Origin of the sequence: Nocardia sp. NPDC051832 (assembly GCF_040681285.1) — a bacterium.
Classification (GTDB): domain Bacteria; phylum Actinomycetota; class Actinomycetes; order Mycobacteriales; family Mycobacteriaceae; genus Nocardia.
The window spans coordinates 1,583,660-1,603,793 of sequence record NZ_JBFAYL010000003.1; the positions used below are offsets into that span (position 1 = coordinate 1,583,660).

General features: G+C 68.4%; 18 protein-coding genes. 9 read left to right on the forward strand and 9 right to left on the reverse strand.

Going from position 1 to position 20,134, the window contains the following annotated elements; genetic code table 11:
• Positions 1-16: 16 nt before the first annotated feature.
• Complete coding sequence (locus tag AB0M14_RS25045) at positions 17-847, reverse strand: NAD(P)H-binding protein (RefSeq protein WP_364998741.1); 831 nt, start codon at positions 845-847, stop codon at positions 17-19.
• Between the two features lie 150 nt (positions 848-997).
• Here AB0M14_RS25045 and AB0M14_RS25050 point away from each other — a divergent pair, with 150 nt between their 5' ends.
• Entirely contained in the window at positions 998-2,476 is a 1,479-nt protein-coding gene (locus AB0M14_RS25050) for a DUF6882 domain-containing protein (protein WP_364998743.1), read from the forward strand.
• Between the two features lie 3 nt (positions 2,477-2,479).
• Here AB0M14_RS25050 and AB0M14_RS25055 read toward each other — a convergent pair whose 3' ends face one another.
• From AB0M14_RS25055 to AB0M14_RS25065, 3 genes are all read right to left on the reverse strand, one after another.
• The gene (locus tag AB0M14_RS25055; RefSeq protein WP_364998745.1) at positions 2,480-3,379 is read right to left on the reverse strand and encodes an alpha/beta fold hydrolase; all 900 of its coding nucleotides are present in this window, start codon (positions 3,377-3,379) and stop codon (positions 2,480-2,482) included.
• A gap of 140 nt (positions 3,380-3,519) precedes the next feature.
• Entirely contained in the window at positions 3,520-4,191 is a 672-nt protein-coding gene (locus tag AB0M14_RS25060) for a response regulator (protein WP_364998747.1), read from the reverse strand.
• The gene (locus tag AB0M14_RS25065; protein WP_364998749.1) at positions 4,188-5,747 is read right to left on the reverse strand and encodes a sensor histidine kinase; all 1,560 of its coding nucleotides are present in this window, start codon (positions 5,745-5,747) and stop codon (positions 4,188-4,190) included. Before AB0M14_RS25065 ends, AB0M14_RS25060 begins: the two co-directional genes overlap by 4 nt.
• Before the next feature lie 174 nt (positions 5,748-5,921).
• On the opposite strand from AB0M14_RS25065, the gene AB0M14_RS25070 reads away from it, so the two are divergent.
• Genes AB0M14_RS25070 through AB0M14_RS25080 form a run of 3 tightly spaced genes read left to right on the forward strand, consistent with a single transcriptional unit; the run spans position 5,922 to position 9,079 of the window.
• Positions 5,922-6,899, forward strand: coding sequence for a tripartite tricarboxylate transporter substrate-binding protein (locus AB0M14_RS25070; RefSeq protein WP_364998751.1), 978 nt, complete (start codon positions 5,922-5,924; stop codon positions 6,897-6,899).
• A 55-nt stretch (positions 6,900-6,954) separates the two neighbouring features.
• Positions 6,955-7,533, forward strand: coding sequence for a tripartite tricarboxylate transporter TctB family protein (locus AB0M14_RS25075; RefSeq protein ID WP_364998753.1), 579 nt, complete (start codon positions 6,955-6,957; stop codon positions 7,531-7,533).
• Position 7,534: 1 nt separating this feature from the next.
• Positions 7,535-9,079 (forward strand): tripartite tricarboxylate transporter permease, encoded by a 1,545-nt coding sequence (locus tag AB0M14_RS25080; RefSeq protein ID WP_364998755.1) that lies wholly within the window; start codon positions 7,535-7,537, stop codon positions 9,077-9,079.
• Positions 9,080-9,160: 81 nt separating this feature from the next.
• Here AB0M14_RS25080 and AB0M14_RS25085 read toward each other — a convergent pair whose 3' ends face one another.
• On the reverse strand, positions 9,161-10,096 hold the full coding sequence (locus AB0M14_RS25085; RefSeq protein ID WP_364998757.1) for an ADP-ribosylglycohydrolase family protein: 936 nt from the start codon (positions 10,094-10,096) through the stop codon (positions 9,161-9,163).
• Positions 10,097-10,284: 188 nt separating this feature from the next.
• Here AB0M14_RS25085 and AB0M14_RS25090 point away from each other — a divergent pair, with 188 nt between their 5' ends.
• On the forward strand, positions 10,285-11,064 hold the full coding sequence (locus AB0M14_RS25090) for a Rossmann-like fold-containing protein (RefSeq protein WP_364998759.1): 780 nt from the start codon (positions 10,285-10,287) through the stop codon (positions 11,062-11,064).
• A gap of 6 nt (positions 11,065-11,070) precedes the next feature.
• Here the strand turns inward: AB0M14_RS25090 and AB0M14_RS25095 are convergent, their stop codons facing one another.
• Together AB0M14_RS25095 and hutC are read right to left on the reverse strand one after the other, a co-directional pair.
• Entirely contained in the window at positions 11,071-11,559 is a 489-nt protein-coding gene (locus AB0M14_RS25095) for a GNAT family N-acetyltransferase (RefSeq protein WP_364998761.1), read from the reverse strand.
• Between the two features lie 32 nt (positions 11,560-11,591).
• Positions 11,592-12,344 carry a histidine utilization repressor gene (gene hutC, locus AB0M14_RS25100; RefSeq protein WP_364998763.1) on the reverse strand — a complete coding sequence of 251 codons (753 nt, stop codon included), beginning with the start codon at positions 12,342-12,344 and terminating at the stop codon, positions 11,592-11,594.
• Positions 12,345-12,507: 163 nt separating this feature from the next.
• Between hutC and AB0M14_RS25105 the strand changes: the two genes are divergently transcribed.
• From AB0M14_RS25105 to hutG, 4 genes are read left to right on the forward strand one after another with little or no spacing between them, the layout of a single operon-like run.
• Positions 12,508-13,944, forward strand: coding sequence for a cytosine permease (locus tag AB0M14_RS25105; protein WP_364998765.1), 1,437 nt, complete (start codon positions 12,508-12,510; stop codon positions 13,942-13,944).
• A gap of 42 nt (positions 13,945-13,986) precedes the next feature.
• On the forward strand, positions 13,987-15,669 hold the full coding sequence (hutU, locus tag AB0M14_RS25110) for a urocanate hydratase (RefSeq protein WP_364998767.1): 1,683 nt from the start codon (positions 13,987-13,989) through the stop codon (positions 15,667-15,669).
• A gap of 3 nt (positions 15,670-15,672) precedes the next feature.
• Complete coding sequence (hutI, locus tag AB0M14_RS25115) at positions 15,673-16,899, forward strand: imidazolonepropionase (RefSeq protein WP_364998769.1); 1,227 nt, start codon at positions 15,673-15,675, stop codon at positions 16,897-16,899.
• A complete protein-coding gene (gene hutG / locus AB0M14_RS25120) occupies positions 16,896-17,828 on the forward strand; it encodes a formimidoylglutamase (protein WP_364998771.1) in 933 nt (310 codons plus the stop codon). Before hutI ends, hutG begins: the two co-directional genes overlap by 4 nt.
• 7 nt (positions 17,829-17,835) lie before the next feature.
• Here the strand turns inward: hutG and AB0M14_RS25125 are convergent, their stop codons facing one another.
• A complete protein-coding gene (locus tag AB0M14_RS25125; RefSeq protein ID WP_364998773.1) occupies positions 17,836-19,365 on the reverse strand; it encodes an FAD-dependent oxidoreductase in 1,530 nt (509 codons plus the stop codon).
• Between the two features lie 101 nt (positions 19,366-19,466).
• A complete protein-coding gene (locus AB0M14_RS25130) occupies positions 19,467-20,123 on the reverse strand; it encodes a Rid family hydrolase (RefSeq protein ID WP_364998775.1) in 657 nt (218 codons plus the stop codon).
• Between the last annotated feature and the right edge of the window lie 11 nt (positions 20,124-20,134).

Here is a 20,134-nt window from a genome sequence, read left to right on the forward strand (position 1 = left end):
AGCCGTCAGGCGCCACTCATCGGAAGGCCGCGGCGTTCTCCTGGGCCCAGCGGTGGAAGGTGCGGGCCGGGGACCCGGTGTGCCGGGCGACGGCGTCGCGGACCCGGAGGAGCTCGGGGTTGAGGTCGCCGCCGGTGACGTCGAGGACCGCGTCGACCGACGCTTCGCCGAAGAAGGGCAGCAGCTCCACGCGGGCCGCCGCGCGGCTGATCTCGGTGAACTCGATGTCCCGGTGCAGTGCCGCCGCGATAGCCGCCACCTGTTCGCGGGGTGTGATGCGTTCGGGGCCGGTCAAGGCATAGGTGCGGCCGCGATGGCCGGGCTCGGTCAGCGCCACGCGCGCCACCGCGGCGATATCCGCAGGATGGATGGTGGGGAGTCCGACGTCGGCGTAAGCCGCTCGGACCGTGCGGTCGGCCCGGATCGCCTCGGCCCACAGCAGGGCGTTCGACGCGAACTGAGTCGGGCGCAGGATGGTCCAGTCCATGCCGCTGGCCTGGAGTTCCTTTTCGACAGCGGACTTCTCGGCCGCGGGCGGCGGGTGCGGGTGGGTCTGCACGGTGATCGAGGACACCAGCACCACGTGCTCGACGCCGGCGCGGCGGGCGGTGTCGATGATCTCGGCGTCCGCGCCGAGGCCGGATACCAGGAACATCGAGCGCACGCCGGTGAGTGCCCGGCGCAGGGCGGCGAGGTCGGCCAGGTCCGCCGCCGCTGTCTCGACGCCGGCGGGGAACGAGCCGCCGGCGTCGCGGGTGAGCGCCCGCAGCGGCCCGGCGCCGGATGCCACCAGCTCCTGCAAAAGGGCGCGTCCGATATTGCCGGTGGCGCCTGTGACTAGCAGCATGAGCGTTCTCCCTGTCCACGATGATCAACTAGGAAGCAACGCTAAGACCTCAACATTACTTGAGATCAAGACATGTCGTGCCGATCACAGCCCCGGGGTGGAAATGTTTGCGGCACAGACCGTTCCGGTGCTGCTGATAAGGTCCGGATCGTGGACACGTTCAGTAATGCGTTGTTGTCCTTTGCACGGGGGAATCTGGGCGGGGCGATCGAGCAATATTCGGCTTTTCAAGAGCAGGTGCCGAACGGGCGGATGCGTATGGAGCATGCGACCGGGACGGCGTGGATCGGGGATCGGGAGCTGAACCGGTCCGGGGAATTGGGGACCTTCGCCGAAGACTCGACGTTCATGTGGGCGTGGGCGAAGCCCGATCTGGCCGGGCTACCGGGCGTCGAGCACGCCCTGAGACTGCGAGACATCGGTGTGCGACAAGGGATTCCGGAGTTCACCGAAGGGCTGCTCGACTTCGGGGGATTTCCGGATCCGAAGCTGGCCGCCGATCATCTGTCGTTGATCGCGCTCGGCGTGCTGCGGGCCCGCGGCTCGATGAAGTTCAACCACGGTGGGCGGGCGTACGCCTATCTCGTCACCGATGACGAGGAATTGACCTGTGCCACACCGGATCCGGCGCGGGTCGGGGAATACCTGCGGATCGCGGCGCTGCTGCTGCCCGGTGACGGCACCCAGGATGTGCTCACCGGATACGCGCGGTGGCACGGCCTGACCACCCGGCCTGCAGCCGACGGCATGGAACTCGTGCTGCCCGGCGGTCATCGGCTGGTCGCGCGAATCGATGCGCAGGACAACATCATCGACGCCGCCATGGTCGATCCGGCAGGCGAGCCCTACACGCCGGCGACGGCAGCGCGCCCGGAGTCGCGGCGGGTGCCCCCGTTCGTCCCGGACGACCTGCTCGCCGCACTCGCGCCGATGGTCCCGATCACCATGGGGCTCCAGGGTGGACTGCTCGATTTCGCGGCGGGGCTCCGGGACATCGAGCGCCCGACCGCGACCTGGGATCCCGCGCACGGCCGGTTCGGCTTCGCGGAATTGCCCGCGGTGTCGATCGCGGCCGTCGAGATCGGCCGGTACGACCGAGATCGTCGACGCTGGGCCTGGGCCGGAAACGAGTGGGCGGGAACCGCGGCCGTGCGTCGCCTGGCCCGCGAACACGGCGCGGGCCACCTCGCCGCGGCCGGGGTGGACCTGACCGTCATCGCGCCGCACGGAGAGAACGCCATCGACGTACTGTCGGCCGCCGCGGTGCAACTGGGCGACGCGGTGGGCTGGGCTTTCGTCCCGGATGACGAGGGATACCGCGTCCTCGCGCTCACCGACGAGCGCATCACCGAACCCGGAGCGGACCCGGACCTGGCCTGTTCCGTCTTCGACGCCGCCGCGAATCTCCTGCACCCCCTGACGGATTCGGAGAATCGCTACCGCACCATGCGGGAGATGGTGGCCGGATATTTCCGGCGCTACGACGTTCCGGCCATCGATGCCGGGGAGCCGCATCTGCTGCTGGGGCATTTCGGGCTGTACGAGGTGCGGGTCGAGTTCGGGGTCGACGGGGCGGTCAGCCGCACCGGCTTCGGCATGATCGGTGACGCGCTGACCGGGATTCCGTAGCCGCTAGTCCGGGCAGGCGGTGCCGTCGAACGGCAGGTCCAGCGCCTGATGGACCAGGTAGGAGACCGCGGGGGACTCGGGCAGGATCCCGTGGTGGAAGGTATCCGTGGGACAGACGTCCTGGACCCACCGATTGTCGACCGTGGCGCCGGGCCCGGCGTGCAGGAACGTGGCCTCCGGCGGCGTCACGACGCGGTCCACCCGGGTGGCGATGGCGGTGTACGCGATCCCCGGCTCGGTATCGCCCGCCGCGTTCAGCCGGCGCAGAAACTCGCTGCCCGCCAGCTGCTGCGCGGCGGCGGTGCCCAGCACCTTCGCGATCACCGTGTCCGCCTCGGCCGCCGCGCTGCCGCTGGGCAGCAGCGAGCCCAGCCCGTCCGCCGTGGTGCCGTGATGGGTGGCGGCGATCGTCACCAGCCGCCGGACCGCCGGCCCGAGCTGCGCCCCACCCTCGAACCGCAGATAGTGCCGCACCAGCGGCCCGCCCTGCGAATGTGCCACCACATCGACCCGTCCGGCCCCGGTCAGCTCCCGCACCTGCGCCACGAACGCGGCGATCTCCTTGGCGGAGGACCGGATATCGGCGGTGCCGTACACCCCCGGCTCGGAACCCCGCAGGCTGAACCGCTTCCGCCCGTAGTTGAGCGAAAACACGCACACCCCAGCCGCTTTCAATTGCGGCGCCAACTCCGCCCAGGAACTCTGATTCCCCCACGTCCCGTGCACCAGCACCACCGGCTCCGGATGCGCCGCCGTCGGCACGCAGCGCCAGTCGTTGGCCCCCGGCGGGGCGAAAACCCCGTCATCGAGCGTTTCCGCGTGCCCCGGCCCCACGCCTGCGATCCCCACGGCGGCGATCGCCGCCGCCGCGCTCACCCAGCGGCGTAGCTTCCCTCTGCCCATCCGGCCCAGCTCCCTTCGGTCGCACAGTGCAACGCGAATTCGGCCGCCAACCCATCAGGTGTCCCCGGCCCATGAAAGCATCGCCGCGAACAGCCGCCAAACACCTCGCCGGGGTGGCGCGGAATGGATCCGATGTGGCGTCAGGCGCCGATCCAGCGATAGCGGCGTTCGGGGCGGCCGGTGCCGCCATAGCGGAGGCGGACCTCGGCGCTGCCGGTTTCGGCGAAATGCTCGAGGTAGCGGCGGGCGCTGACGCGGGACAGGGCGGTGGCGTCGGCGCATTCCTGGGCGGAGAGGTCGGATTCGGTACCGCGGAGGACGGTTTCGACCAGGAGGGCGGTTTGCGCGGTCAGGCCTTTCGGGAGGGTGACGGCGGTGCGCGGGCGCCCGGCGAAGACCTGATCCACATCGGCTTGGGCGGCGTGCGAGAGTTCGCCGAGCTTGGCGTGCAGGGCGGCGAAATGCTGGAGCTGGTCGTAGAGGGCGCCGTAGCTGAAGGGCTTGATGAGGTAGTGCAGGACGCCGCCGCGCATGGCGGTGCGGATGGTGGTCACATCGTCGGCGGCGCTGATGACGATCACGTCGGTGGCCTCGGCGGTCTCGCGGATGCCGCGCAGCACGGTGAGGCCGTCCAGGTCGGGCAGGTAGATGTCGAGCAGGACCAGATCGGGGCGCAGGTCGCCGATCAGGCGCAGCGCCTCGGCGCCGGTGCGGGCGACGCCGGCGACGGTGAAACCCGGTGTCTTGCTGACATATCCGCTGTGCACCTTGGCGACCATGAAGTCGTCGTCGACGACCAGGACCCGGATCATGCGGGCACCGCCACGGGCAGGGTCGCGGTGAAAACGGCGCCGTCGGCGTTGTGCACCGAGACGGTGCCGCCGCGCCGGACACAAGCTTGCCGGGTGATGGCCAGCCCGAGCCCGCGCTGACCGCCCGCGGCCGCCTTGGTGGTGAAGCCGTGCCGGAAGACCTCGCGGGCGAGTTCGGGTGCGACGCCGGGCCCGGAATCCCGGACCACCACGTGCACAGCGGAATCCAGCACCCGCAGGTCCACTTCGATCCACCCGGGCCCGGAGAGCGCGTCGAGCGCGTTGTCGACCAGGTTCCCGACCACGGTGACGATGTCGCCGGACAACCCGGCATCCACCTCCGGCAACGCGCTGGTAACCGAAAGGCGCAGTCCCACACCCTGTTCCGCGGCCAGGCTCGACTTCGCGATGAGCAGCGCGGCCACCGCGGTGTCGGCGATCCGCGCGGTCACCTCCGCCTGCCACTGATCCCGGTTGGCGCTGACCCGCGTGATGTAGCGGGCGACCTCGTCGTATTCACCGAGCTCGATCAGCCCCGCGATGGTGTGCAGCCGGTTGCTGAACTCGTGCGCCTGCGCACGCAGCGTGTCGGCGGTATTGCGGTTCTCGGTGAGCTGATCCTGCAACCGCACCAGTTCGGTCCGATCCCGCAGCGTCACAACGGCTCCCAGGGTGCGCTGATCCCACTGGATCGGCGTCCGGTTCATCACCAGTACCTTGCCGCGGCGCAGGCCGATCAGGTCGGTGCCCTCGGCGGTCCCGGTGAACACGTCGAGCAGGCGTTCGTTCAGACCGAGGTCGTAGACGCTGTGTCCGACCACATCACCCAGGGTCAGCAGGGCTTTGGCTTGATCGTTGACCAGCGTGACCCGATGCTGCTGATCCAGCCCGACCACACCTTCGTGGACGCCGTGCAGCATGGCCTCGCGATGTTCGACCAGCGCCGAGATCTCGGCGGGTTCCAGCCCGAAGGTCTGCCGCTTGACCCACCAGGACAGCGACAGCGATCCGGCGACGCCGAGCGCGGTGGCGATCCCGAGCAGGCTGAGCAGCCCGGGAAACGATTCGGTGAGGATCTGCCAGATCGCGGGCTGCTCCTTCTTCGCCGCGACATAGCCGACGACCTGATGATCGCCCTGCCCGATCACTGGCACGTGCGCGACCACCGCGTCGTCGATCTCGCCGACCCAGGCGCGGCCCTCGCCGACCGTGGAGTCGGCCAGCCGCAGCGGCTTGTTGATCTCGGAGGGATCCTGCGACGTGAGCACCTTGCCATCGGCCCGGGCGATGACGACCTCGTCCGCGCCGGAGGCGACCTGCGCGCCGGTCGCGAACGGGGCCAGCAGCAGATGCTGTTTGGGATCGGCCAGCAACACCCGCAGACTCGGGTTGGCGGCGACGTCCTCGGCGATGCCGAGCATCCGCCGCGATTCGGTATTGCGGGACGTCTCGCTCACCTGCGCGACCACCACCGCGGCGACCGCGGCGAGCAGCACGAACACGATCAGCAACTGCAGGGCAAGCAATTGCCGTGCCAGTGAGCCTTTCTTGCCCACGCCTACCTCCTGTGAAACTTGCCCGCAGCCAGTGTCCCCGCTACCCCGCCGAAATACCGCGTGTTCGGCGTGAACACTATGACCACAACAAACGTTGCTGACGCAAAGCAGACAGGCCGACGTGCGCCAGCTCACAATTCCCCTCAGCTCAACGATGAGAGATGAGGATCTCCAGTGAAAACTCGGAAGTTGCTGACCGCCTTCGTCGGTGTCTTCGCGGCCGTCGCCCTGACCGCTTGCAACGGCGCGGGCGGCTCGGCCGACAAGCTGTCCGGCGTCCGGATCATGGTCCCGAACTCGCCCGGCGGCGGCTACGACATCACCGCCCGCACCTCGGCGAAAGTCCTGGAGGACGCCGGAATCGCCCGCTCGGTCGAGGTTTTCAACCTGCCCGGCGCCGGCGGCACGGTGGGCCTGGGCCGGCTGGTCGGGGAGAAGGGCAACGGCAAACTGATCATGCAGATGGGCCTGGGCGTCGTGGGCAGCGTCTACACCAACAAGTCGCCGTCCAAGCTGACCGACACCACACCGATCGCCCGGCTGATCGACGAGCCCGACATCATCGTGGTCTCCAAGAACTCCAAGTACACCTCGATCGACCAGCTGGTCACGGACTGGAAGGCGAACCCGGGCGCGGTCCCGGTCGGCGGCGGCTCCTCGCCCGGCGGACCGGATCACCTGGCGCCGATGCTGGTCGCCAAGGCCATCGGCATCGAACCGAAGGCGGTCAACTACGTCCCGTTCGACGGCGGCGGCGAACTGCTCGCCTCGGTGCTCGGCAACAAGATCGCGTTCGGCGTCTCCGGCGTCGGCGAATACCTGGACCAGATCCAGGCCGGGGAACTGCGCGTGCTCGCGGTGACCGGACCCAAGCGCATCGACGGCGTGAACGCGCCGACCTTGAAAGAGGCCGGTATCAATGTGGAATTCACCAACTGGCGCGGCGTGGTCGCGCCGCCCGGCATCAGCGACGAGCAGCGCCAGGCTCTGATCGACGCGTACACCAAGATGCACGATTCCGCGGAATGGAAAGAAGCGGTCCGCACCAACGGCTGGGGTGACGCGTTCCTCTCCGGCGCCGAGTTCGGCGCCTTCATCCAGCAGCAGACCGAGCAGTGCGGCGCCGTGCTGAAGGATCTGGGGCTGGCATGAGCGAGCGAACCAGAGGCACAGCCTCGGCTGCGGTCGCGCCGGGCGAGGCGGAGGCGTGAACTCGGCAGGGCCGGAGCCCGGTGCCTCGGAAACGGGTGCCGGCGGGCCGGAGCACGGTGTCCCGGAACCGCGCGCCGGTGTCGCCGGCTGGTTCCAGGACCGCTCCGAACTGGTGGTCTCGGTGTTGCTCGCCGGTGCGGGCGCGGTGGTGATCGTCGACGCGATGCGGATGTCGACCAGCTTCACGCAGCGCGGCCCGGTCGGGCCGAAGGCGATGCCGCTGGTAGTCGGCGCGTTGCTGGTCGTGGTCGCCGTCGCGCTGGCCTTCGACGTACTGCGCGGCGGCCGCGGTGAAGCCGAGGGCGGCGAGGACGTCGACCTGTCGACGCCGCCGGAATGGCGGACCGTCGCCCTGCTGGTCGGCGTGTTCGTCGCGAACATCGTGCTGATCGACATCGTCGGGTTCCCGATCGCGGGCACGCTCCTGTTCTGGGGTGCGGCGTTCGCGCTGGGCAGCAGGCATTGGGTGCGGGATCCGCTGATCGCGGTCGCGCTCGCCCTGGTGACCTACGTGGTGTTCGGCGAATTGCTGGGCGTCACGTTGCCCGGGGGTCCGTTGGAAGGAGTCCTCTGAGGTGGACGCGTTAAGTAACTTAGTTGCGGGTTTCGGTACTGCTCTGACCCCGATGCATCTGCTGCTCGCCGCGGTGGGTGTGCTGCTGGGCACCGCCATCGGCGTGCTGCCTGGCATCGGGCCCGCGATGGCGGTGGCGTTGCTGCTGCCCCTCACCTACAGCGTGGAGCCGACGGGCGCGTTCATCATGTTCGCGGGCATCTACTACGGCGGCATGTTCGGTGGGTCGACCACCTCGATCCTGTTGAACACCCCGGGTGAGACCGCCGCGGTGGTCACCGCGATCGAGGGCCACCCGATGGCGAAGCGGGGCCGGGGCGCGCAAGCCCTGGCGACCGCGGCGATCGGGCACTTCGTCGGCGGCATCGCGGGCACCACACTGCTGGTGCTGACCGCGCCGCTGGTGGCGAAGTTCGCGGTGGACATCGGCGCGCCGGACTACTTCGCGATCATGTTGCTGGCCTTCATCGCCGTCACCTCGGTGCTCGGCAGCTCGCGGATCCGCGGATTCGCTTCGCTCGGAATCGGTTTGACGCTCGGCCTGATCGGGCTGGACCCGATCACCGGCCAGCAGCGCCTGACCTTCGGGTCGCTGCAACTGGCCGACGGCATCGACGTGATCATCGTCGCCGTAGGACTTTTCGCGGTCGGCGAGGCGCTGTGGGTGGCCGCGCACCTGCGCCGCCGCCCGGGCACCGCGATTCCGGTCGGCCGCGCCTGGCTGAGCCGCACGGACTTCGACCGTTCCTGGAAGGCTTGGCTGAGGGGGCCTTTCATCGGATTCCCGTTCGGGGCGGTCCCGGCCGGTGGTGCGGAGATCCCGACGTTCCTGTCCTACGCGACCGAGAAGCGGCTGTCCAAGCACAAGGACGAGTGGGGCAAGGGCGCTATCGAAGGCGTCGCGGGCCCGGAGTCGACCGCGAGCGCGTCCGCGGCGGGCACGCTGACCACCATGCTGACCCTCGGCCTGCCGACCACGGCGACCGCGGCGGTCATGCTGGCGGCGTTCCAGCAGTACGGCATCCAGCCGGGACCGCTGCTCTTCCAACGCGAATCGGAACTGGTCTGGACGCTGATCGCGAGCCTGTTCATCGGCACCGTGCTGCTGCTGGTGCTGAACCTGCCGCTGGCTCCGGTGTGGGCGAAGCTGCTGCGGATCCCGCGGCCCTACCTCTACGCCGGGATCCTGTTCTTCGCCAGCGTCGGCGCGTACGCGGTGTCCGGCGATGTGGTGGACCTGGTGCTGCTGCTGGTGATCGGCGTAATCGGTTTCCTGATGCGCAGATTCGGTTTGCCGCTGCTGCCCGCGATCATCGGCGTCATCCTGGGGCCGAACGCGGAGATGCAGATGCGCCGGGCGTTGCAGATCAGTGACGGCGCGTTGAGCGGTTTGGTCGACACCTGGTTCGCCAGAATCGTTTACACGATCATCGCGGTCATCCTGCTGTGGCCGGTGATCGCGCTGACGATCCGGAAGCTGCGCGGCGGCGGGGAGTCCGATGGGTCGGGCAAGTCCGCGAAAGCCGAAGCGCCCGTCCAGGCCTGAGCAAAGCGTGCTGCCCGGCCGGGGCCCAGCGTTCGTTGTGAGCGTCTGGGCCCCGGCCGAAAGCATGCCGCGACAACGGGATCAGTCGATGGAGTAGCGATCGTCCGGGGCGTTCCAGCCGGACCACATCTCGACCCGGCCGGTGGGAACTCCGGCCCATTTCGGGAGCGGTTCGCAGCTGCGCAACCATTCCTCCGGGATCGCTTCGATCCCCAGCCGGGCTCCGAGGATGCCGCCGACGATGGCGCAGGTGGTGTCGACGTCGTCGGAGGCGAGCGCGGTGGCCCAGAGCGCTTCGGGGAAATCGTGCGGGTATTTGGCGACCGCCCAGAGGCAGAGGGGGACGGTGTCCTGGGCGGAGACCTCGCGGCCGGTGCCGAGAGTGGCTGCGGCGCTGCGGGAATCCTGGAGATGGAGGAGACCGGCCGCGGTGGCGATGCCGTCGCGGACCAGACCGGGCGGGGTGCGTTCGGCGACCGCCGCGAGGAGCTCCGGGCCGCGCAGGTCGAGCGCCGCGGCGACGGCTACCGCGATGGCGCCTGCGACGCCCTCGGGGTGGGTGTGGGTGACCTCGGCCGAGGCCGCCGCCTCGCGCACGACTCGGTCGAGATCGTCGGCGAAGAACGCGCCGAGCGGTGCGACCCGCATCGCGCCGCCGTTGCCCCACGACCCGCGCCCGTCGAACGCGGCGGCCGCCAATTCGCGCCAGTCGCCGCCTTCCTGACGAATCAGGCGCAGCATCCGGTTCACGCCCGCGCCGTAGCCGCGGTCGAAATCGTGGTGCTTGGCGAAGGAGGCGGCCAGCGCGTCCTGGTCGATCCGCCCGAGCCGGTCCACAACGGCGTAGACCGAGCAGGCCATCTCGGTGTCGTCGGTCCAGAACCACGGCGCGCGCGGCAGGGTTCGGGTGTGCAGGCCCCGGAAGTTGCCGGGAACGAAAAAGGAAGAGCCGAATCCGTCGCCGACGGCCAGGCCGTGCAGCGACGCGACGGCACGAGTACGGCGGTCAGCGATCATGCGACCGATCTTGCCGAATCACCGGCATGGCCGGCAAATGTGTTGTGCGTTCGAACCGACCGGAGTGTCCGTTAAATTGCACCTGAATTGCCTGCGGCGCAACATGTTCCGCTCATACACTGGGAACGTGAGATTCCGGAATCTAGGCCGGAATGCGACAATTTTCTTGCAGAATCGCAGGTATTCCCATGCGTGTAATCCTCTACGGCTGTGGCGATTTCTCCTATGTGATCGAGTATTTGCAGGAAGCGCTCAAAGCGCTGCAACTGCCGGCCTACGCGGCGTTCGACCCGCACAACTCGCAGGCACACGTGCCGGTGGATGTGATGGCCACCGAGCTGCGCACCATCGACCAGCTGAAGCGTCAATACGGCCAGCGCGTGGTCGACAACATCGCGGCCCTGAAAGCCAAGGGCGTCAACGTCGAACTGGGGGTCAACGCCGTCGGCCATCCCTCCTACGGCCCGTTCGACCTGGTGATCTTCCGCAACCCGCACACCGGAAACTATGGCAACAGCCAGGATCCGTCGATGACGTCGTATCTGGAGGCGATCGGGTCCAACAACGGCCTGTTCCAGGGCGTGCTGAAGCAGACCAATCACACTCGGGTGCCCTATGGTCTGGTCTTGATCACGGTGGTGGGCTGGCCGTATCTGGGCAAGAACCCGAAGTCTCAGCTCGGATTCCAGGGTCTGCAACTCGAAAACCCCACCTATGCCCGCGATTACGGTAACGAGGCGGGCTTGGAATTCTTGAAATACATCAACTTCGGTCCGCAATGGGTCGCCCGCAATACCGGCGGCAGCTTCCAGGCCGACGAAATCGGCCTGCTGTACCGCGATGCCACGCATTGGCTCGATATCCGGGAACTGGAGCACACCATGCGGGCCTACGAACCGGACCGCGTGCCGGCCTGGTGCAAGCTGCACCCCGACTACGAGAAGATGCGCCAGCACATCGGCAAATGAGCCCCGTCAGGCCAGGTGTTTGAGGTAGCGATGCGCGGGCACCGGGACCGGCCCGTCGGGTCCCGGTGCGGCGTGGGTGAACTCGCCGTCGTCGATCCAGCCGTTGCGCTCGTAGAACCGGCGCGCCCGGGCATTGCCCGCGACCACGGCCAGCCAGGCCCGGCGGTGGCCATGGTCCCGGACCACCTGTTCGGCGGCGGCGAGCAGGAGCGCGGCGACACCGCTGCCGCGGTACTTGTCGCCGACGTAGACCTGCTCCACCTCGTCGTCCTCGACCATCACGAATCCGGCCACCGCGCCGTCGACCGTCGCGACGGTGGTGTCCGGAACTCTTTGTGCGGCACGGGTATCGAACGACTCCCGGGGCCGCACCGCGACCAGGGCGTCGGGCACGTTGCCGACGTGCCCGTCCTGCCAGCCGTCGAACCAGATCCGCGCGACCTCGGGGGCGTCCGCCGCCCGCCCGGGCCGCAGCTCGACCGTCGCGTCAGTCATTCCGGAACTGTAGCAACGGAATCGGCGCCGGATCAGCGGTTGCCGAAGACGCCTTCCAGCCGATTGCGGGAACCCGGATGGATCAGCCGGGCGGCGCTCACCAGTCCGGTCGAGGACCAGGTGCGGCGGCGAATGAGCAAGCAGGGTTCGCCGCTCTCGATCCCGAGGAGCCGGCATTCCTCGGCCGAGCCCAGCACCGCCTCGACGATGTGCTCGCCGCGTTCCAGCGGGGCGACTTTGCTCAGATAGGTGTTCGGGGTGAGGGCGGTGAAGTCCTGGTCCAAGTAGTCCGGCGCCTCGGCCGGATTGACCAGCCGGTCCTCGACCTGGATCGGCACATCGTCCTCGTAGTGCACGAGGATCGAGTGAAAGACTCTGCGCGGCAGGAGTTCCCGCATGATCGAGCGCCGGTCGAGTTCCTCCTCGCAGACCGACACCACCTGGGTGCGGTGCCGGTGCCCGCGCTGCTGGATCTCGTCGGCGATGTTCTTGACCTCGAACAGTGACGAAGGGGCCTTGGTGCCCGCGACGAAGGTGCCCACCCCGGCATGCCGCACGATCATGCCCTCGGCGGTGAGCTCGCGCAGCGCGCGGTTGATCGTCATGCGGGACAGGCCGAGTGCGGCGACGAGCTGGTTCTCCGAGGGCAGCTGATCGCCCTCGGACCATCTGCCGGACTTGATCTGTGTGGTCACCAGGTTCTTGATGCGTTCGTAGGCGGGCGCGGACTGGCCCGAATCCCGGAACAACGCAGCAAGTTCCGCGTCGACCGCCGCGATCGCCATCTCCCACACCCATTCCTGAAGTCACACCGATATCTACCGGCGGCTGAAGTGTATCGAGCTTCGGGGCGCTCCATCCGGGCACTTGACAGCCGGTTGTCTATACAGGACTATACACCTCAGTCGCCGCGAGCGTGACGCGGCACACAGTGAATGAGGCAAGCCAGTGACCCATGACGATCAATCCGGAGCGGGGCTTACTCCGGAACGCCGGACCATCGACGTCGTACCCGACCACGAACGGCACGGTTCGCCGCGCAGCCAGTTCACCCTGTGGTTCGGCGCGAACATGCAGATCACCGCGATCGTCGACGGTGCGCTGGCCGTGGTCTTCGGCGCCGACGCCTGGTGGGCCATGCTCGGCCTGCTCATCGGCAACGTGGTCGGCGGCGCGGTGATGGCGCTGCACTCCGCCCAGGGCCCGCGCATGGGGTTGCCGCAGATGATCTCCAGCCGCGCGCAGTTCGGCGTGCAGGGCGCGGTGGTGCCGCTGGTCCTGGTCGTGCTGATGTATCTGGGCTTCGCGGCCACCGGCACGGTGCTCGCGGGCCAGGCCATCAACAAGATCCTGCACATCGACACCCCGGTGGCCGGGATTCTGATCTTCGGCGCGCTCACCGCGTTCGTGGCGGTGACCGGTTACAAGCTGATCCATGTGGTCGGGCGGATCGCCACCGTCGTCGGCATCCTCGGCTTCACCTACCTGTGCGTGCGGCTGTTCAGCACCTACGACGTCTCGAACTTCCTGGGTACCAAGCCGTTCCATGTCTCGACCTTCCTGCTCGCGATCTCCCTGGGCGCCGGTTGGCAGCTGACCTTCGGCCCGTACGTCGCCGACTACTCCCGCTATCTGCCGCGCTCCACCAGTGAGCGCACCACCTTCTGGTCAACCTTCGCGGGCACCGTGATCGGCTCGCAGTGGGCGATGATGCTCGGCGTGCTGATCGCCGCGTGCGCCGGCAAGTCCTTCCTCTCCGATCAGGTCGGATTCGTCGGCCAGCTGGCCGGGCCCGCGCTCGTCGCCATGCTGATCTACCTGGTGATCGTGGTGGGCAAGCTGACGGTGAACTGCCTGAACGCCTACGGCGGCTTCATGTCCATCCTGACCACGGTGACCGCGTTCAACGGGCAGTCCCGCATCTCGACCGCCGCGCGTACCGCCTACATCGTCGGCTTCACCGGCGTCTCGGTGCTCATCGCGATCGCGGCGAGCGCGGACTTCCTGAACAACTTCAAGAACTTCGTGCTCGTGCTGCTCATGGTGTTCACGCCGTGGAGCGCGATCAACCTGATCGACTACTACCTGATTTCCAAAGAGCGCGTGGACATTCCGGCGCTGTACGACGTGAACGGCCGCTACGGACGCTGGAACGTGGCCGCGCTGAGCTGCTACGTCATCGGCGTCGTCGCCCAGGTCCCGTTCCTGGCGCAGAAGATGTACACCGGCCCGATCACGAAAATGCTCGACGGCGCGGACATCTCGTGGATCGTCGGCATCGTGCTGACCGCCGCGATCTACTACCCGATCGCGCGCCGTACCAGTAATCCGCCGGACCGGATGATCTACCCGGCGCATACCGAAATGGCCGACACCCGAGCCTGATTCGCCCTACCCCCAGACCCATTCGATTTAAGGAGCACCTTAATGTCCGATCGCACTGACGGCGCCCGCCCCGTATCCGCGCCGCGCGGCAGCGAACTGACCACCCTCGGCTGGCAGCAGGAGGGGGCCCTGCGCATGCTGATGAACAACCTCGACCCCGAGGTGGCCGAGCACCCCGACAGCCTCGTCGTCTACGGCGGCACCGGGCGCGCCGCCCGCAGCTGGGCCGCGTTCGACGCCATGGTGCGCACGCTGAAGACGCTGAAGTCGGACGAGACCATGCTGGTGCAGTCCGGCAAGCCGGTCGGGGTGTTCCGCACCAGCGAGTGGGCGCCGCGGGTGCTCATCGCCAACTCCAATCTCGTTGGCGACTGGGCCAATTGGGAGGAGTTCCGGCGACTCGAGGAGCTCGGGCTCACCATGTACGGGCAGATGACCGCCGGGTCCTGGATCTACATCGGCACCCAGGGCATCCTCCAGGGCACCTACGAGACCTTCGGCGCGGTGGCCCGCAAGCTCGCGGCGGCGGGCCGGGGGAGCGGCACGCTCGCGGGCACCATCACGCTGACCGCCGGGCTCGGCGGCATGGGCGGCGCGCAGCCGCTGGCCGTCACCATGAACGAGGGCGTCGCGCTCTGCGTCGACTGCGATGTGACCCGGATCGATCGCCGGATCGCGCACAAGTACCTCGACACCAAGGCCGACGACCTGGAGCACGCGCTGCGGCTGGCCGTCGAGGCGCGAGACGCGAAGCGGCCCTTGTCGATCGGCGTGGAAGGCAACGCGGCGGAGATCTTCCCGCGGCTGCTCGCCATGGGCGCGCCCATCGACATCGTCACCGATCAGACCTCCGCGCACGACCCGCTGGCCTACCTGCCCGCCGGAATGCCGTTCGCGGACATGAAGTCCGCCGCCGAGCGGGACCCGGATCAGTTCACCAAGCAGGCCCGGGAATCGATGGCCCGCCACGTCGAGGCCATGGTCGGCTTCCAGGACGCGGGCGCCGAGGTGTTCGACTACGGCAACTCCATTCGCGACGAAGCCCGGAAAGGTGGTTACCCCCGGGCATTCGAGTTCCCTGGCTTCGTGCCCGCCTACATCCGGCCGCTGTTCGAAGAGGGGCTCGGGCCGTTCCGGTGGGCGGCGCTCTCGGGTGACCCGAAGGACATCGCGGCTACCGACAAGGCGATCCTGGAGCTGTTCCCGGAGAACGCACACCTGCGCCGCTGGATCGAAATGGCCGGGGAGAAGGTCGCTTTCGAAGGGCTGCCTGCCCGGATCTGCTGGCTCGGCTATGGCGAACGCCACCTGGCGGGCCTGAAGTTCAACGAGATGGTGGCCTCGGGCGAACTGTCCGCCCCCGTCGCCATCGGCCGCGACCACCTGGACTCCGGTTCCGTCGCCTCGCCGTACCGCGAAACCGAGTCGATGCTCGACGGCTCCGACGCGATCGCCGACTGGCCGCTGCTCAACGCCCTGGTCAACACCGCGTCCGGCGCGTCGTGGGTGTCGATCCACCACGGCGGCGGGGTCGGCATGGGACGCTCCATCCACGCCGGGCAGGTGTGCATCGCCGATGGCACCGCACTGGCCGCCGAGAAGATCGCCCGAGTGCTGACCAACGACCCCGGGATGGGCGTCATCCGGCATGTCGACGCGGGTTACGAGCACGCCGCCGACGTGGCCCGGGAGCGTGGCGTGCGCGTCCCCATGACGGAAGGCTGAGCCGTGTCGGTGCTGCTGACCAATATCGGCACGCTGGTTACCAACGACTCCGCGCTCGGCGCGGGCCCGCTGGGCGTGATCCACGATGCCGCGGTCGTTTTCGACGGGGAGGTGGTCGCCTGGGTAGGTCCGGCGGGACAGGCTCCGGACGCGGACGAGCGGCACGATCTGGGTGGCGCGGCGGTGCTGCCGGGGTTCGTCGAGAGCCACTCGCATCTGGTCTTCGCGGGTGATCGTGCCGAGGAATTCGGCGCGCGCATGGCGGGAAAGCCCTACGCCGCAGGCGGTATCCGCACCACCATCGCCGCGACCCGCGCCGCCACCGACGACCAGCTGCGCGCGAACGTGCGGCGGCTATTGGACGAATCCCTGCGGTCGGGCAGCACCACCGTCGAAATCAAGAGCGGTTACGGGCAATCGGTGGCGAGTGAGCTGCGCAGCGTGCGCATCGCCGCCGAGTTCACCGACGAGGTGACCCTGCTGGCGGCCCATGTGCCGCCACCGGAGTACGCGGGCCGGGCCGACGACTACGTCGAGATGGTCTGCTCGGAGATGATCGAAGCCTGTGCACCCCATGCGAAGTGGATCGATGTGTTCTGCGAGCAGGGTGCTTTCGATCGGGATCAGGCCGATGCCGTGCTCACCGCGGGCGCGGCGGCGGGGCTGATTCCGCGAGTGCACGGAAACCAGCTGCACCAGGGGCCCGGCGTGCAGGTCGCGGTGGCCCACAACGCCGCCTCGGTCGATCACGTGGCGCACGTCAGCAAGGCTGATATCGAGGCGCTCGCCAGTAGTTCGACCGTAGCAACGGTGCTGCCCGCCGCTGACTTCTGTACGCGCAATAGCTATCCCGACGCGCGTGCGTTGATCGATGCGGGCGTCACGGTAGCGCTCGGGGCGGACTGCAACCCCGGCACCTCGTACACGACAAGCATCCCGTTCTGCATCGCCCTCGCGGTTCGGGACCTGCGCATGACCCCCGAAGAAGCGGTCTGGGCTGCGACGGTGGGTGGTGCGAAAGCCTTGCGCCGCAATGATGTCGGCGTTCTGTCGCCGGGTATGCGGGCCGACGCGGTGGTCTTGGACGCACCTTCCTACCTGCACCTGGCCTACCGCCCCGGCGTGCCGCTGGTGCGGCAGATCTGGAAGGGCGGCGGCACGCCGCCCGCCTGGCCGGCGCACCGGGGCTCCGGGCATGGAGTACGAGATGGAAGTGGGGCAACAAGGTGAGTGATTCGCAGTGGGCCGGCCGGGTCGACGGGACGAGCCAGGAGCACTTGCGCTGGCATCAAGCTGTCGAATCCTATTCGCCCGCAGCGGATTCTGGTGCCTGCGTCTTCATCGGATTCGCCTGTGACGAGGGCGTCCGTCGCAACAAGGGCCGTCCGGGTGCCGCCGCAGGTCCCGCCGCTTTGCGGCGAGCGCTGTCCGCCATGGCATTACCCGCTCCCTTGCGCGCCTTCGACGCAGGCGACGTCGAGGTCACCGACGAGAACCTGGAGAAGGGTCAAGACGCGCTGGCCACGGTGGTTTCCGAGGTGCTCGACTCCGGCCATTTCCCGATCGTCCTCGGGGGCGGCCACGAGGTGGCGCTGGGCACCTACCTGGGTCTGGCGCGTTCGGGGCGGCGCACTGCCGCCACCCGCGTCGGAATCCTCAACCTGGACGCGCATTTCGACTTGCGTTCCGATCCGGTGCCGAGCTCGGGGACACCCTTCCGGCAGATCGCCGAGTGGGAGCAGGCGCAGGGTACGGACTGGCAGTACTCGGTGATCGGGATCAGTCAGCCCAGCAACACGGCGATGCTGTTCGACACCGCGGATCGCCTCGGGGTCCGGTATCTGCTCGACGATGACTGCGGCACCGGCAGTCTCGCGTCGGTGCTGGACTTCGTGGATGGCTTCCTGGCCTCGGTCGACCTGGTCTACCTCACCATCGACCTGGACGTGCTGCCCGCCGCCGTCGCCCCGGGTGTGAGCGCGCCGGCTGCCTACGGCGTCCCGCTGGAAACCATCCAAGCGGTCGCCGACCGTGTCGCCGCCAGCGGCAAACTCGCGGTGTGCGATGTCGCCGAACTGAATCCGGCTCTCGACATCGACAACCGCACCGCCCGTACGGCGGCGCGGTTGCTGCACCGCATCGCCCTCGGCCGGGCCTGAACGGAGCTCATCTGGCGGCGATGCGCGCGTGCAGCGCCGTCACCACTTCGCGCGCGGAGGTGAAGGCGCCGTGCTGCCAGGCGACCGCGTTCGAGAGATAGTCGCCCGCGAAGTAGATGCGGTCCACCGGCTCGTGCAGCTTGCGGTAGCCCGGCCATTCCACCCACGCGCCTTCGGAATGCCGGGTGCGCCGCCAGCTTCCGGAGAACGACGACACGATGTCGCGGCCGTACTTGTCGCCGTGGATGGCTGTCCCCGCCTCGATCGCTTTCGCCAGACGTTCACGGTGCGAGCGGGATTCGAAACTCTGCTGCCGCCTGCCGGTGTTGTAGTAGCCGACGATCACCCCGCGGGCCTCGTTGAAATGGTCGGAGGGATACATGATCTGGGTGATATCGAGGTCGGTGTAGGTGATGCCGCCGAAGATCCGATCGTCGAGCTCCCACCACCGGCGCGAGTACTCGATGCCGAGCTTGCCGGCGGGCACCGGGCGCGCCGCCCGGAGCGCGGCCAGGATGTCGGGGGGCAGGTTGTTCGCCAGCCGGACGACCAGATTCGGCGGCAGGGTGCAGACGCAGTAGTCGGCGGTGACGAATTGCTGCCTGCCCTCCTGGCCGAATTCGACCCGCACGCCGTCCGCGGTGTTCGTCATCGAGGTGATCTCGGCACCGAAACGTATTCGGCCGGTGCCGATCTCGCGCTGGAACGCGCAGTAGATCCGGTCCATGCCGCCGACCGGCGCCAGCATCGTCATGGCTTGGTCGTAGCCGAATTCGAAGCTGAAGTCGCGACCGAGCCCGCCGCGGATCACCTCCGACATGGCGAAGGGTGACGGTTCGTGCCCGCGGCGCGCCGACCCGACATAGCGGCCATCGCTGGACAGGTCGCCGAAGTCGCGCAGGAACGAGGACAGCGCTTCCTTGTCCGCGGCGGAGAGCACGTCATCCAGTGCGCCGCGTGCCGCGGCTTTCTGGAGCAGTTCGGAAAGATAGCCGTAGACATCGGCTTTGGCCGCTCGATACTGGATCGACCGCCGGGACAACGCGCTGTCGCTCGCGTAGTTGACGAGTGCGTTCGCGTTCTGGTTGCCGAATGCCTGTAGCGGCACGCCGAGTTCACGGCAGTAATCGATCGTGATGTGGCCCTGCGGAATCCGGCTGGCACCCAGGTCGAAGTACTGTCCCGGACCGAAGGCACACGTCTGAGTCTCCCCGTCCAAATCGGTTTCGACGGTCCCGTCGCGCACCGACCACACTCGTCCGCCCGGCCGCTGCCGCGCCTCCAGCACGGTGACCTCGTATCCGGCCTTGCCCAACTCGTAGGCGGAGCAGAGCCCGGCCGGTCCAGCGCCGAGAACCAGCACCGACGCCTTCCCCGCGGCCTTGCCGAGCAGATCGCTCATCGCGGGCGGCCGGTACCGGGCTGACCCGTCGGTGATCTCCGGTGCGAGTCCGAGCGTCGCCATCGCGCCGTAGGCCAATCCGGCGCCACCGGTGATCCCGAGACCCTGTACGAAAGTTCGCCTCGTGACCTTCATCGGAGCCCCATCCGTCGTGCCGGGAACCCACACCGGCTACCGAATGAGCTTGCCACCGCCGCATCCCCTAATCCAGGAGTACGACCTGCTTTCCGAGGCGACTAGGGCGCCTTTCCCGCCGGATAGACGGCGTCGACTTCGACCTCGACCAGCCAGCCCGCGACCGGCAGACTCGCCACCTCCAGCGTGAACCGGCTGGGCCGGGCCGGATTCCGGACCAGTGGTGCGGCCGGTGCCGCCGTGCCGAGCGGAACGAGTTCGGTGTCACCGGTGTTCAGGTTCGTGTTGGCGAAGAACTGGCGGTAGGCCCGATTCCAGCCCGCGTAGTCGGCGCGGTCGCTGCCGGGGGCGTTGTCGAGGAACACCCGCATGGTGGTGACGTCGTCCAGCGCCAAGCCCTGGGCCTCCAGGTTCTCCTTGATCTTGGTCAGCACGGCGATGCCCTGTGCCTCGGTGATGGTCACCCCGGGCGGCAGCACCGCCTTGGCGAATTGCTGGGTGTCGATGAAGGATTCGGGACTGCCCTCCGGTGCGGCCTTGTTGACGGCGGCCGGCCCGAGGCCGCTGGTCTTGTAGACGGTGGCGCCGGCGGCGATGAGCACGCCCTGGGCGATCATCGGATTCGCCTGCCCCGCTTCCAGAATCGGCTTGCTCGCCGGGCCCGCCGCGGCCGGTGATTCGGCCGAACCGGCGGAGCAGGCGGTGAGTGCGACCGCGGCCGCGAGGGTCGCGGTGGCGACGGTGATCGGTCGGTGCATGGTTCTCCTTC